18 protein-coding genes are annotated in these 13,507 nt (G+C 52.5%); 17 read left to right on the plus strand and 1 reads right to left on the minus strand.

What is annotated here, in order from left to right; translation table 11 throughout:
* From AQR02_RS01315 to AQR02_RS01390, 16 genes are all read left to right on the plus strand, one after another.
* Complete coding sequence (locus AQR02_RS01315; protein WP_054939056.1) at positions 1–1,497, plus strand: capsid protein; 1,497 nt, start codon at positions 1–3, stop codon at positions 1,495–1,497.
* Positions 1,494–2,615, plus strand: a complete 1,122-nt coding sequence (locus tag AQR02_RS01320) for a phage minor capsid protein (RefSeq protein WP_054939057.1) — start codon at positions 1,494–1,496, stop codon at positions 2,613–2,615. Before AQR02_RS01315 ends, AQR02_RS01320 begins: the two co-directional genes overlap by 4 nt.
* Before the next feature lie 105 nt (positions 2,616–2,720).
* Positions 2,721–3,311, plus strand: a complete 591-nt coding sequence (locus AQR02_RS01325) for a phage scaffolding protein (RefSeq protein WP_054939058.1) — start codon at positions 2,721–2,723, stop codon at positions 3,309–3,311.
* A 13-nt stretch (positions 3,312–3,324) separates the two neighbouring features.
* Positions 3,325–4,200 (plus strand): hypothetical protein, encoded by an 876-nt coding sequence (locus tag AQR02_RS01330; protein ID WP_054939059.1) that lies wholly within the window; start codon positions 3,325–3,327, stop codon positions 4,198–4,200.
* A gap of 39 nt (positions 4,201–4,239) precedes the next feature.
* Positions 4,240–4,569, plus strand: a complete 330-nt coding sequence (locus AQR02_RS32955; RefSeq protein ID WP_187388755.1) for a hypothetical protein — start codon at positions 4,240–4,242, stop codon at positions 4,567–4,569.
* Positions 4,570–4,577: 8 nt separating this feature from the next.
* Positions 4,578–4,943, plus strand: coding sequence for a head-tail connector protein (locus tag AQR02_RS01340; RefSeq protein WP_054939060.1), 366 nt, complete (start codon positions 4,578–4,580; stop codon positions 4,941–4,943).
* Positions 4,943–5,269 carry a hypothetical protein gene (locus AQR02_RS01345; RefSeq protein ID WP_054939061.1) on the plus strand — a complete coding sequence of 109 codons (327 nt, stop codon included), beginning with the start codon at positions 4,943–4,945 and terminating at the stop codon, positions 5,267–5,269. The genes AQR02_RS01340 and AQR02_RS01345 overlap by 1 nt, the downstream gene beginning before the upstream one ends.
* Entirely contained in the window at positions 5,270–5,662 is a 393-nt protein-coding gene (locus AQR02_RS01350) for a hypothetical protein (protein WP_054939062.1), read from the plus strand. It abuts the gene before it with no gap.
* Complete coding sequence (locus tag AQR02_RS01355; protein ID WP_209444105.1) at positions 5,659–6,048, plus strand: minor capsid protein; 390 nt, start codon at positions 5,659–5,661, stop codon at positions 6,046–6,048. The genes AQR02_RS01350 and AQR02_RS01355 overlap by 4 nt, the downstream gene beginning before the upstream one ends.
* Before the next feature lie 9 nt (positions 6,049–6,057).
* Positions 6,058–6,510: a phage tail tube protein gene (locus tag AQR02_RS01360; protein ID WP_054939063.1), complete on the plus strand. Its 453-nt coding sequence runs from the start codon at positions 6,058–6,060 to the stop codon at positions 6,508–6,510.
* Between the two features lie 13 nt (positions 6,511–6,523).
* Positions 6,524–6,841, plus strand: coding sequence for a hypothetical protein (locus AQR02_RS01365; protein WP_054939064.1), 318 nt, complete (start codon positions 6,524–6,526; stop codon positions 6,839–6,841).
* The gene (locus AQR02_RS01370) at positions 6,795–7,208 is read left to right on the plus strand and encodes a Gp15 family bacteriophage protein (protein ID WP_054939065.1); all 414 of its coding nucleotides are present in this window, start codon (positions 6,795–6,797) and stop codon (positions 7,206–7,208) included. The genes AQR02_RS01365 and AQR02_RS01370 overlap by 47 nt, the downstream gene beginning before the upstream one ends.
* Positions 7,181–10,030, plus strand: a complete 2,850-nt coding sequence (locus AQR02_RS01375) for a tape measure protein (RefSeq protein ID WP_054939066.1) — start codon at positions 7,181–7,183, stop codon at positions 10,028–10,030. Before AQR02_RS01370 ends, AQR02_RS01375 begins: the two co-directional genes overlap by 28 nt.
* Before the next feature lie 14 nt (positions 10,031–10,044).
* Positions 10,045–10,404 (plus strand): DUF6711 family protein, encoded by a 360-nt coding sequence (locus AQR02_RS01380; protein ID WP_054939067.1) that lies wholly within the window; start codon positions 10,045–10,047, stop codon positions 10,402–10,404.
* Positions 10,405–10,408: 4 nt separating this feature from the next.
* Positions 10,409–12,439 (plus strand): hypothetical protein, encoded by a 2,031-nt coding sequence (locus AQR02_RS01385; protein WP_054939068.1) that lies wholly within the window; start codon positions 10,409–10,411, stop codon positions 12,437–12,439.
* A 45-nt stretch (positions 12,440–12,484) separates the two neighbouring features.
* Positions 12,485–13,063 carry a hypothetical protein gene (locus tag AQR02_RS01390; RefSeq protein WP_054939069.1) on the plus strand — a complete coding sequence of 193 codons (579 nt, stop codon included), beginning with the start codon at positions 12,485–12,487 and terminating at the stop codon, positions 13,061–13,063.
* Between the two features lie 10 nt (positions 13,064–13,073).
* Here the strand turns inward: AQR02_RS01390 and AQR02_RS32960 are convergent, their stop codons facing one another.
* Entirely contained in the window at positions 13,074–13,229 is a 156-nt protein-coding gene (locus AQR02_RS32960) for a hypothetical protein (RefSeq protein WP_209444106.1), read from the minus strand.
* A gap of 85 nt (positions 13,230–13,314) precedes the next feature.
* On the opposite strand from AQR02_RS32960, the gene AQR02_RS32195 reads away from it, so the two are divergent.
* A partial coding sequence (locus tag AQR02_RS32195) for a hypothetical protein (protein ID WP_159067658.1) occupies positions 13,315–13,507 on the plus strand: 193 nt, incomplete at its 3' end.

A 13,507-nucleotide genomic window follows, 5' to 3' on the forward strand; every position in this document is an offset into this window, starting at 1 on the left:
GTGGGGTGGTTTAAGAGCATGGTGATGAAAATATTAAGGATCAACCCGGCACCGGAAAGTCAGATCATTACGATCACGGAGCCGTTTAGCTACCGTACCAATGTGCTGCGGAATCGGCTCTGGTATCGTGGAGATCCGTCCGAGCTGGATCAATTCTATAAGCAGTCGGTGAATGATAGTGTAGGACGGTCACGGTTCTGGGCGGCGGTGCCGAGCCATGGGCTGGGAATCCGTAAGATCCACAGCGGGCTGCCGGCTATGGTGGCAGATCGGATATCTGATATCGTGGTGGCTGATATGGATGCGATTACGCTTCAGAAGGATGCTGAGACGGCCACATGGGAGGAAATCAGCGAAGATAATGACTTTCCGGAGCTGCTGGCCGGGGCTATCACTGAGACGCTAGCAGCAGGAGACGGGGCGTTTAAGGTCACCGTGGACACCACCGTTAGTGCCTATCCGCTGATTGAGTTCTACGGAGGCGATCAGGTGGAATACAAACGCACCCGTGGGCGGCTGCAGGAGGTCATTTTCTATTCGGATTACACGGTGGATAGCAGGGATTACCGGCTGGTCGAGACATTTGGCCGCAAGTACATCCGGTACAAGCTAATGGACGCCAATGGCAAGCAGGTTCCACTGACTCTGGTGCCGGATATCGCGGATCTGAAGGACATTGAGTATGATGGTGACTTCATCATGGCCGTACCGCTCATGATCTTCAAGAGCACAAAGTGGCCAGGACGCGGTAAGAGCCTTTTCGATTCCAAGGCTGACAGTTTTGATGCATTGGATGAGGTAATCAGCCAGTGGGTAGATGCGATCCGCGCAGGCCGGGTGCAGAAGTATATCCCGCAGGATCTGGTGCCGCGAAACGCTGAGACAGGAGAGCCCATACGGCCAAACCCGTTTGATAATCAGTTTATTAAGCTGCAGGGCGGCCTTGCCGAGGATGCCAAGGGACAAATCGACATGGTGCAGCCTCAGATCATGTATGAGGCGTTTGTGGCCAGCTATAGCAGCGCGCTGGATATGTGTCTGCAAGGCATTATTAGCCCGTCTACCTTGGGCATCGACCTTAAGAAGACTGACAATGCTGAGGCCCAGCGCGAGAAGGAGAAGGCCACACTGTACACCCGCGGCAAGATCGTAGATCGGCTGAATGAGGTGATCCCGGAGCTGGTGCAGACCGTCATGAAGGTGTATGACACGATGCAGAGCCGCACCGCAGGCGAGTACGAGGCCAGCGTGACCTTCGGGGAGTATGCTTCCCCTGACTTCGGCAGTGTGGTGGAAATCGTCGGTAAGGCCCGTACCTATCAGATCATGTCCATAGAACGCGCTGTGGAGGAGCTGTATGGCGACACCTGGACCGACGAAGAGAAAGCGGAAGAGGTTCAGCGGCTCAAGGATGAGCAGGGCCTGCTTGAAGCAGAGGATCCGGCTGTGAACCGTGATAAACCTCCAGGGGATTCTGAAGAAGATGATCTTGAATGAAATACGACATCCGCAAGATCTTCGCTCAAATGGAAATCGACCTGATAGCCAGCATGAAGCGCAACCTGAAGAGGCACGAGGCCGAGGAGAAGAAAGAGGGCTTCGAGTGGGAGCAGTGGCAGCAGCTGAAGCTGTTGGATCTGAAGCAATACAAGAAGGAAGCGCAGCAGATTGTCAAAAAGGCTGAGCCGGCAGTGGAGGCAGCCATCCAGGAAGAGGTCAGCGGCGGGTTCAAAAGCGGAATTGCTAAGGTTAGCGGAGTGTTTAAGAAGCTATGGAACCGGTTGACCCCGCGGATCCGTGAGAAGGTCGATGTGAATGCGGCATCGGACGAGAATTTCTTCTCGCTCAATCAAAACCGAGTGAATGCGCTGATTGAGGCTTCCCGCGGAGAGCTGAAAGCTGCTCGTTTTGCCCTTCTACGGCAAGGATACGATGTGTTCCGGCAAACCATTTTTAAAGCTCAGGTGTATCTCAACTCGGGGGCGGGCTCACTTGGTCAAGCGATCGATATGGCCACTCTTGAGTTCCTGGATAAAGGATTCAACTATATCACGTATGCCAATGGCCGCCGCGTCAATGTTGCCTCTTACGCGGAGATGGCTCTGCGGACCTCTTCCCAACGGGCAGTATTTGCGGGAGAAGGTGCCAAGCGGCAGCAGATCGGTATCCGGACTGTTGTAGTGTCCGCGCATAATAACTGCTCGGATCTGTGCTTGCCGTGGCAGGGAAAAGTGTATATCGATGACGTGTATAGTGGGGGCACGGCAGCTGACGGGGAATACCCTCTGCTCAGTACGGCCATGGCAGGGGGGCTATTTCATCCCCATTGCCGCCACAACATGACCACATTCGTTCCTGATGTCAGCCGACTACCGGAACCAGTGGACGAGGATACAGCCAGGAAGAACTATAAAGCCGAGCAGCGACAGCGATATATGGAGCGACAAGTACGCAAATATAAGCGTCGCGCTGCTGGCAGTGTAGATCCGGACAACGTGGCCAAGGCTGAGGCAAAGGTGAAGCAGTGGCAAGGAGCTCTCCGCAATCACATGAAGGCCAATCCGGAGCTGAGGCGGGATTACAGCCGCGAAAAGGTACAAATACCACCAAGCTAGGCCACGGACGAGACTGCCGTGGCCTATTTGCTCAGGGACCGGAGCATAGCGGTCCACTCCCCTAGCTGGAGAGCAGCTATATAAATCTATGGAGGTTGATGATAAATGGATTGGTTGAAAAAGTTGCTTAAAGACGCTGGTTTTGATGAGTCGAAAGTTGATGGCCTGATCGGTGACGTGAACAAGGAGCTTCCAAAGCATTTTGTTCCGAAGTCACAGTACAACGATCTGAGCGAAACGAAAAAGAAGCTGGAGAAGGACATCACGGAGCGCGATACACAGCTCGAGGCTCTCAGTAAGGACGCGGGTGCTTCGGAAACATTGAAAGCCGAGATCACACGATTGCAGGGCGAGAACCAGAAGGCAAAGGACGAGTATGACGCCAGCTTGAAGGACATGACGTTGACGAATGCGATTAAATCCGCGCTTAACGGCAAGGTCCACAATGAGGCTATCGTCACCGGTCTGATCAAGAAAGACAAGCAGGTGATCGGGGATGACGGTAAAGTAGTCGGTCTGGATGAACAGCTGACCGGACTTAAAACGTCAGACGCTTATCTGTTCAAGCCGGAGGATCAAGGCGGTAACGGTGGCCAAGGTGGTTTCCGTGTTGGCGGCGCAGGCGGCCAAGGTGGAGCTGGTTCAGCGACCAATGAGCAGTTAGCAAACATTTTCGGTAACACACCTCAAAAATAGGGAGAGATGATACATGCCTTACAATTACGTAGACAGTTTCCTTACGGAGCTGCAGCAAAAGTACACCCGGGAGCTCACATCTTCTGGGCTGACTACTCTGAACGCCACATTTATCGGGACCAAGACAGTGAAGATTCCGCGTCTGGATGTGGGTGGATACAAGGATCACAGCCGCGCCGGTGGATGGAATCGCCAGGCAATCAGCAATGATTTTGAAACCAAGGTGCTGACATTTGACCGTGACGTAGAGTTTTATGTCGATGCCATGGACGTGGATGAGACGAATCAAATCGTTTCAGCTGCCAATACCACGAATGTCTTTGAGACGGAGCAGGCTATTCCGGAATTGGATAAGTACCGGTACAGCAAAATTTATTCGGACTATGTAGCCCTTGGCAAGGTTCCGAATACTACGGCGCTTACTGTTGCCAATGCCCTGCAAATCTTCGATCAACTCATGCAGAACATGGATGAAGCAGAGATCCCTCAGGATGGCCGTATCATGTATGTAACTCCTACGGTGCATACGCTGCTCAAACAGGCTGAGGATATGCAGCGCTATATTTCAGTTACAGCCAATAACGGCGAGATTAACCGCACCGTTCGCAGTTTGGACGATGTTACCCTGGTCAAAGTGCCTTCTAGTCGTATGAAGACTGTTTTCGACTTCACAAATGGCGCGGTTCCTGGCGTAGGTGCGAAACAGATTAACATGATTCTGATTCATCCGCACTGCGTACTGGCTCCGATCAAGCACAGCGCAATTTATCTGTGGGAGCCAGGCAGCCACACCGGTGGAGACGGATATTTGTATCAAAACCGTCGATATACTGACTTGTTTGTGATTGAACGTAAGGCAGATGCTATTCAGCTAAGCGTACAAGCCTAATATAAATGGCCATTGGCCAAATGAGAGGAGACTGACTATATGTTATTTGCAGTAAAAGGTAATAAACAATTGCGCATCGATGACGCGGAGCGTGATACGTACTTGAAAATGGGGTACGACATCGCGGAGCAAGACGGCAATGACCTGAAGGTTGTGGATAATGCACCAAGCAAGACGGTATCTTTCACGGAATATCAGAAGCTCGCACAGGAAAATGCTGAACTGCTTAAGCAGGTTGCAGCATCCGGATCCGGCACTCCGGAAGCTTTGAATGGTATGAAGGTAAAACTGGCTGATGCTGAAAAAGAGATCGAGTCTTTGAAGGCGCAGCTGGCTGAGGCTAAGAAGACCGCCAAAGCTGAGAAGTAGGTGATCATATGGCCTATGCCACAGTAGCGGAGTATGAGCAGTATGGTGACGGCAGCATACCTGCAGAGGAGCTGCCTGCCGCGCTGGAGCGGGCCAGTGATCAGATTGATGCGCTGACCTATAACCGGATAGCTGCAGGCGGCATAATCGGTCTGACATCGTTCCAGCAGCTTAAGGTAATCAAAGCGGTCTGTCAGCAGGCAGACTTCTTTCACACCTACGGCGACTATCTGAACTTCCCACTCTCTGGCTACTCTGCTGGCAGCGTCTCGCTGTCGTTTAAGAGCGTTGAGGGAGCTGGAGGGGTACAGACTACAGAGGCCGTAAGCAGCCTCTTAGCCGCCACAGGGCTGACGAGTAGGAGGCTAAGCTGATGAAGGGGAAGCTGCCGTTTCCAAAGTGGATACTCAAAACGCCGGTGAAAGTCTACCAGACCGATACCAGTGAGGATGGAGAGCCTATCGAGGAGTTGATCTTCGATGGGCTCTGCTGTTATGAGGAAAAAATGAAGCAGAAGCTGGACAAGGAGCGCCGCCTGGTGACGCTCTCCGGCAAGGTAATCATCCAGGGAGACATTAACCCAGGGAAGTTGATCGAGGGGCTGGTGCGCTTCGGAGAGATCGAGCGGCCTATCTTCAGCGCTTCACGCCCGCAGCATCCAGACGGTAGTGTGTTCTCCACAGAACTGGAGCTGATGTAAATGGTCAAGGTCAAAACATCAATGAACAACCGGGCTATGAACCGTTTACGGGCAGCGCCGGAGAAAGCGCTGATCCAAGTCGTGGAAGGTGCCAAGGAGAGTATCCTGTCAGATATTATGGTATCTGAAGTCGTGCCAAAGCAGACCGGCGAACTTGAGCGCAGTGCTACGATCGATGCATCCAAGTCCAAACGGGGCAAGGTCACTATAACCTACGATACGCCTTATGCCCGCCGCTTGTATTGGCATCCGGAGTATAGCTTCCGGAAGGATAAGAACCGGCATGCGCAGGGAGAGTGGCTAAAGGCATGGGCTGAGGGTAGAAAGACCCGGGGGGTTACCCAGGCTTTCAAGACGCTGCTGAAGAAGCTGGCGGGAGGGTTTATCCGATGATGACTCTCGCAGAGGTGCGCGACTGGCTGAAGTTGCAGGTGGACTGTCCTGCTTGGTATATCGGTAAAGCCGACACCAGCAAAGCGCAGTGCATCAGCCTATACAACCTGAATAACGGTACGCCAGTTCTTGCGATCGGTGGACTGGAGAACACCAGCTATGCGGTCAAGTCGGTGTCCATACTGGTGCACTGGACTAAGAATGCAGACACAGCGGAGCAGAAGGCCCAGGAGGTCTACGCTGCGCTATTTGGGCAGCCTGCGGTGATTGCCGGTAAGCGAGTGATCAACTTCCAAATGAGGACCGCAGAGCCTGTCAGCGTGGGTACTGATGATGCCGGGATATTCGAATATGTGATTGAGACAACGATTTATTACGAAAGGTAGGGGATTGAATTGGCGACAACAGGTGTTTTCCCGGTTCACAATAATGTTTTCAAAGTCGGTTCTCTTGGCCGGGCTTCTACGCCTACTGAGATGATCGAGATCAAGGATTTGGAGAACTTCTCTATCTCCATTGATGGCAATACGGAAGAGTGGTCTCCGATGGATCAGGGCGGCTGGACCCGCCGGGCAGTAACCGGTAAGGGCATGACGATCAGCTTTACCGGCAAACGGCACTACGGAGATCCTGGTAATGATTATATCGCTGGCCTGATGATCGGTACGGGCCAGGAAGTCGAAACCAAATTCGAGTGGACGCTGCCAAGCGGTGCAAAGCTGGCTATGGATTGTGTAATCAACTTGACGGCTCCTGCAGGTGGCGACAGCACGAATATTGATGCGTTGGAATTTGAACTTTTATCTGACGGTAAGCCGACCTTTACGCCGGCGCCAGTCACACCCTAAGGAGGGCTAATTAATGGCTGCACACAATATTAAACTCACAGGAAAATTCAGCACCGAGAAACCGACCATCGAGATCGGTGATAAGAAATACCAGATCGATGACAGCGTGGAGAGTGTCCTGGCCTTCCAAGAGGCCGCGACCTCAGGTTTCGAGGGTATGCTTAACGCCCTGAAGGGGGCGCTGGGCGATGAGGCTTACGAGGAGCTGAACATTCCTAAGATGGCCTTTGGTAACCTGCAGATTTTATCTACAGGGATCCTGGCCGCTCAGTCCAATGTCAGTTATGACGAGGCAGCTGCCCGATTTCGCCGGTCAGCCGAACAAGGCTGATATCTGGTATGACCTGATTGACGATTGGCCGCTGATTGAAGCCAGCCTGGCGAAACAGTACAGCATCCGGATCCGGCAGCACGGTGATATGCCCTGGGAAGAGTTTTGCTCCCTGGTCGCCGGGCTTATGCCGGATACGCCGCTGGGTAGCATAGTCGCGATACGGGCTGAGAAGGACCGAAAGGTCATTAAAGGATTCAACTCAGAACAGCGGCGGATACACCGAGAGTGGCGACAACGGCAGGCGGACAGTAAGCTTGCGAGTCCGGAAACGCTAGAGCAGGCCGCGAAAAGCTTGGAAGCTGAATTAGCCCGCATGTTCGGAGGAGGTGGCGCTATATGGCAGGAAGCAGTGCAGGACGAATAGATTTAGATCTGGAGCTTAATTACGGAGCCTTCCAGCGCCAACTCAACGGCATCGCGAATACGGCTAACGGCATGGTAGGGAGTGCATTCAAAGGTCTCGGCGGGATAATCGCCGGGGCCTTTGCTATTAAGGGCCTGGTGGACTTTGGCCGTGAAGCAATTAACCTGGCATCTGACCTGCAGGAAGTCCAGAACGTGGTGGACGTAACATTCGGCGCGATGGCGCAGGACATTAATAACTGGTCCAGCAGCCTGATTGATAGTTTCGGTCTGTCCGAGCTGGCCGGGAAAAAGTATGCTTCCACGATGGGCGCGATGCTTAAATCATCCGGCTTGACGGGTGCTCAAATGGAGGGAATGTCCAAAAACCTGACGGAATTATCTGCGGACATGGCTTCCTTCTACAACTTATCAAACCAAATGTCATTTGAGAAGGTCTTCAGCGGCATGACCGGAGAGACGGAACCGCTGAAACAACTCGGGATTAACATGTCTGTGGCCAATATGGAAGCCTTTGCTCTCTCGCAGGGCATCGATAAGGCCTGGCTATCCATGACACAGGCAGAGCAGACCATGCTTCGGTACAATTACCTGATGCAAGTCACGGCTGATGCTCAGGGCGACTTTGCCCGGACATCGAACAGCTGGGCCAATCAGGTTAAGGTCATGGGTGAGCAGTGGAAGATATTCCAGGGGACGATGGGCGCGGGATTCATTAACATCCTGACCCCGGTTGTTCGCGGACTGAACTGGCTTATTGCGAAGCTGCAGATCGCGGCAGCCTATTTCAAAGCCTTCACAGAGCTGATCTTCGGTAATGCGATGGGTGGCGGGTCTACTGAAGCGACTGGGGCGATTAGCGGTGTAGGTGATGCAGCAGCCGGCGCTGGCGGCTCGCTGGGCGATATGGGTGAAGCAGCAACGGATGCCGGGAAAAAGACCAAGAAGGCTGGCAAGGACGTCAAGGGAAGCTTAGCTGGATTCGACCAACTGAACACGCTGGCCAAATCCACAGCGGATGCAGCAAGTGAAGCAGGAGACGCTGCTGCTGGATTGGGCGGTCTCGGCGCAGGGATTGGTGGGGGCTTTGGTGACCTTGATTTAGGCAAGCCGGACATAAACATCGATCCAGTGAAGGAAAAGGTTAAGGGCTTTGTGGCAGATATGAAGCAGGCATTTGGTTCTTTGGCACAGATCAGCCTGGATCCACTCCGAAAATCACTGAAGGGGCTATGGGATGCCGTAAACCCTTTCGCAAAGAACGTTGGCCAGGGGCTGAAGTGGTTCTACAGCAATGTGCTGGTGCCGTTGTCTAAGTGGACCGTGGAGAAGGCGCTGCCGGCATTCCTGGACGTTCTGGCGGGCGGTATTCGAGTAGTGAACAGCGTCATCGATGCGTTTAAGCCGGTAGCTGTTTGGCTCTGGGATAGCTTCCTGCAGCCGATAGCAGCCTGGACGGGCGGAATAATCGTTGATAGCTTGCTCGCTCTTGCTGACGGTTTGAATGCAGTATCGAACTGGATCAACCAGAATCAGGACGCTTTTGTGAAAGGAGCGCTGCTGATCGGCGGTTTCTTCGCTGCTTTTAAAATAGCTGGCATCCTTGTGGAGCTGGTCCCGTTCTTGGTTGTGCTGGGTGAGGCAGTCACTTCAGGGCTGGCGATGGCTGCTGCTATGGAAGGGGTAGCGGCGGCATTCGCTGCAGTATTTAATCCAGTGACGCTAATAGCTGGCTTAATCGCTTTGCTGGCTTACAGCTTCATTGATCTGTATCAGGAGAGTGAGACGTTTCGTGAGCAGATTGCGGAGCTTGGGGATACGTGGAAGCAAGCGCTGGAGCCGTTGGCGACCTTCGTTTCTACCGTGATGACAGATGCCTGGAAGCAGATCCTGCAGCCGGCTATTAATTTCTTCCTGAAGACGCTCCTGCCGCAGCTCATTTCTGTGTTCAAGCAGCTTTGGCAGCAGGTGTTGGTGCCCTTGGCCAACTTCATCGGCACCGTATTGAAGCCCGTGTTCTCCATTCTGGCGGACGTATTGACGATGATCTGGAAAAAGGTTGTCCTACCGTTAGCAGAGGCCATCGGATCTGTGCTGGCTAAGGCATGGGAATCTATTTATGAGATTCTAACCGTTACGGTCATTCCCGTGATCGGCAAGATCATCGAAGTTTTGACCTGGCTCTGGAAAAATGTCATTAATCCAGTAATAGATGTGCTCTGGAAGAATCTCAAGCCTGCTTTCGAGACTGTGTTTGATGGTATCGGCACTGTGATTAACGGGTTGAAGACAACGCTGAATGGGATCATGGATTTTATAACCGGTGTATTCACTGGAAATTGGGCCAAGGCGTGGGGCGGTGTAAAGTCGATATTCAAGGGCGTGTTCGACAGCCTGTATGGCATCGTCAAGACGCCGCTTAACTTGATCATTGACGCGATTAATACTGTAATTAAAGGCTTGAACAAGATTCAGATCGATTTGCCAGACTGGGCAGGCGGTAAAAGCTTTGGCGTGAATATACCTCAGGTACCGCACCTTGCAAAGGGTGGGTTAGCCTACGGACCTACACTGGCCATGGTCGGCGATAACCGGGGAGCTGCCGCGGATCCGGAGGTGGTTAGTCCGTTGTCTACATTGCAGGGGATGCTGGACGTAAGCAATCAGACGATGGTTGCAGTCCTGATGCAGATCCTGGATGCGATCCGGAGCAGTGACCGCGAGACGGTTATCAAATTTGGTGAGACGGAATTAGGCCGTGCTGCCATCAAGGCCATTAACAGCGTTCAGGCGCAGGCAGGCAAGACACTGCTGAACGTATAAGGAGGAGCTGATGCATGTTACTAAAAGTGAACGGTACCGAGATTGCCGTGTATCCTGCCACTTTTCAGCCTACCGTGATGGATCTGGACGATGGGGAAACCACCGTCCGGACCGCGGACGGTACACTCAACCGGGCACGTGTGGCCGTTAAGCGGCAGATTGAAATGTCATGGGGCGTCATTACCTGGGCGCAGATGTCGGCGCTGCTAAAGTCGATGTCCGGTGTATTCTTTGACTTCTACTATCCGGATCCCATGTCCGGGAAGTACGAGACAAAGCGTATGTATGTCGGTAACCGTCCAGCACCGGTGGCAGTCAGTCAAGGCAATGACATATTATTTAACGGTCTTAAACTGACCTTAACGGAGCGGTGAGGCTATGTATCCTATATCGAGTATAATGGCCGACTACCTGCGCCGGCATGATCAAGAATTCCGCACCAAGGCGACCATCAACGGAGCGGAATACACGGATAGTAAGATTGTAGACTTCAAGGTTGAAGACCGGATGACGCTCTCTGAGGGCTTCGAGATCGGTACAGCGATCCCCAGCAAATTGACGTTCCGGCTGCGCGCAGCGGAAGAGCTGCCGGCGAATGCTCAGATCGTGCCGTATGTCGCTCTATCTTTGGCCAGCATGACCTGGATGGAAGCGAATATCTCCTGGGACAGTGATCCGTATCCCTGGACGGGCGGGGCTACAGAGTGGCTGCCGCTGGGTGAGTTTTACGTGGACAGCCGGGACAAGGTGAATGATGTTTGGGAATATATCTGCTATGACAAGCTGGTGTACGCGGATCAGCCTTACATTTCGTCCCTGACGTATCCAGCATCCCAGCAGGCCGTCTTTGATGAGGTCTGCGGAAGGCTGGGGTATTCATATGACAGCAGCGTGGTTATTAACCCGGCGTACATCGTACCCATAGCACCGACAGGCTTCACAATGCGCCAGGTACTTGGGTACATCGCCGGGGCAAACTGCGCGTCTCTGTTCATGGGTAAAAACGGCTTGCTGAAGATGAAGCGGTTTGTGCCCAATGAGCAGCCGGTTTTTGACCTGGGCATGGCCGACTACATCCGCGCCCGGCAGACCAATCCTCTCAAGTCGTACACTCGGGTGGTGGTCACCTATGACACGGAGGACAACCTGACCTATGAGTCCGGCAGCGGTGATGAGAACCATACGCTTACGCTGGAGAATCCATTGGTTACGCAGGCCATGGCTGACGCGCTGTGTGCCTCTCTGAGCGGTGTGTCTTATCTACCCTTAACCATGGACGCCAAGGGTTATCCGCAGCTGGAGCAAGGCGACCGGATAGGCGTCGGGCTGTACGAGGGCACGAGCTGGATGGAGACGATCACACCATGGATGGAGACGGAAATTCCATGGACGGGCGTGGTCCAGCATCAGTCCTATATCCTGCATCAGGTGTTCTTATTTAAGGGCGGACTCTTGATGTCGATAGAGTCACCATCGGTATCGGAGCAGAAGAGCGAATTCAAGGTTCCAGGCACCTTGTCAGAGGCTGTCGATAACCTGGATAAGACCGCGGTGAAGGAAGGAAAATATTACTACGGGACGACGATTACCCGGTTTGCCGGCATTAAGGTGCAGCGGAGTGACGGGAAGAGTGATCTGACTCTTAACTCTGACATCATGGAGTGGAGGGTAGACGGCGTCTCCCAGCTGTACTATGACGCGCTGGCGAACCGGATTAAGTTCTCTGGCACCCTGGAAGGGGTGGACGGGATATTCACCGGTACGCTGCAGGGCGGTAATATCATCATCGGTAGCGGAGACAACGTCTTTAAGGCTGATGACTGGGGGATCTGGCTGGGTGATGATACCTATGCGGACGCGCCGTTTAAGGTAGATATGGCAGGCCACTTGACCGCTACTGATGCTTTTATCAAAGGGGTTATTCAATCCTCTGCGATTAATGGGGGGACTGTCACCGGGGCTAAATACCAGACTTCCGAAGACCTGTGGCCACGCGTAGTAATTGACCCATCCAGCATTGCTTTCGGAGTTTATGCTGATGAAAATAACGGGATACTAATCCCGGCCTATGACGGTGGAGTTAGTAAGATTCGGTTCCTGGCAAACGGTAACGAATCAACAATCTATAATTCTCCAGGAGCAGGTTTTATTTTGAGCGGATACGGAAAAACAACAATCGCGGGGTCTGGAGTCAAATTAGATCCTGGGAGTGAATATGTCCGAATCCCATCCTGGAGTAAGGTGTTATCAGAATCAACTCTATCAACTCTTCAAAGCGAACTGGACGCAATTTGGGCGGCGCTGGCCGGTAAGGCGAGCACATCTCATTCGCACACCGTAAATCTTGGATCGCATAATCACGGTATCTCCGGTGCGGTAAACTGGGGTGGAACCTTCTCAGTATCGTGACGTAATGGTATGATAGGGTAAATATACCATTCGGAGGTTTTGAGAGTGAAAAAGATCGTAGTTACTACTATGGCTTCATTGCTACTGCTAACTGGAGCTTCTGCTTTTGCTGCATCTACAAGTTTGGTTGGCCAGAAGGTACAAGGGCTATTTTCCATAGAACAAGGTGGTAAAAAGGTAGCGGATGCGGTAATTATTAACGGAGTTGCCTACGCACCTGTTCGCGCAGTTGCGAATGCCGCGGGAACAAGTCTTAAGGTAGAAGGGAAGAAAATTATTATGGAAGATGCCTCAGCAGCGCAAGCAACTACTGCTCCTAACGGTGAAATCAATACTGTAAATACTACTGAGCAAACTACGCCTGAAGACTTACAGGCAGAGCGCGAAAAACTTACAAAGGCTATTGAGCAGAAAAAGGCGAACATAACGGATCTGGAAACCAATGTGATCCCGCCTTATGAGATCATGGCAAAGGAACTTGCAAACAATGGAGACCTTGGGAAAAGAGCTCAAGCATCAGCAGATGAGTATAAGAAGTTACTTGAACAGCGCAAGGCAGAATTGATAGTATTGGAGCAGCAGCTGGTCGAGGTGGACGCCCAGATTGCAGCCCTTCAAAAATAATATACAGCCTTCACAGAGTCTCGCCGAAATCGGCGGGGCTTTTTGTGTTGCGCGGAAGGAGGCTAAATGCTTGGCAGCCATTCAAACTGTAATAAAAATAGAGCTTGATCCCAGCCTGCCGGTGCCTGAATTGCTCTTGGTGATCCAGGCTGTTACCCGTTTTCATCCTGCGCAGGAGCGGTCCGTATTGATCGGGCTTATGGAGAATTTGGAGAAAAGATTGATCTTTTTAGATAAAGGAGCTGAGAAGCATGCCAAATCGCCTGATGAACCTGGACGGAACGAAGCCGATCATGGAGAACTGGGACGACCTGAATGAAGGGTTTGCGAATGCTGAGGCTGAGCTGGATGCAGCTGCTGCGGTGTCTGAAGGTATCCAGGCAGAGGTAACAGCTCACAAGGATTCGACCGCAGCCCACGCTGCTGAGCACATAGCATATACGG

The sequence above is a fragment of the Paenibacillus ihuae genome (assembly GCF_001368795.1).
Lineage (GTDB): Bacteria > Bacillota > Bacilli > Paenibacillales > Paenibacillaceae > Paenibacillus_AQ > Paenibacillus_AQ ihuae.